The 405-nt window shown below is 26.2% G+C and carries 1 protein-coding gene; it reads left to right on the forward strand.

The features are described from left to right. Window positions 1-405 (forward strand): condensation domain-containing protein (locus SB717_RS33910; protein ID WP_410907196.1); only part of this gene is annotated, 405 nt, incomplete at both ends.

Here is a 405-nt window from a genome sequence, read left to right on the forward strand (position 1 = left end):
TATTTTATCAAATACAATGTTTTGCTAAAAAAAATAATATAAGTATTTATCGAGTAATGTTAAGTACTTATTGTACCTTACTTCATCAAATGACAAATGCTGAAGAGATAATTGTTGGTATTCCAATTAATACTAGACCACATACAGAAGAACGAAATACTTTTGGTTATTTTGTTAATACAGTACCTATACGTATAACAATAGAAAAGGGAGAGACATTTAAGGGGATACTTAATAAAGTTAATAAATCTATTCATCTAGCTATTACGTATAAACATAATCCTTACTCACATATAGTAAAAGATTTAAATCTAAATACAAATACAAATCATAATATGGTATATTCCACAGCATTTAATACGATGAAGATACCGGAATTAAAAATTCCTGATATTGAGTCAACAG

Origin of the sequence: Priestia sp. SIMBA_032 (assembly GCF_046535215.1) — a bacterium.
In the GTDB taxonomy this organism is placed as follows: Bacteria; Bacillota; Bacilli; order Bacillales; family Bacillaceae_H; genus Priestia; species Priestia aryabhattai.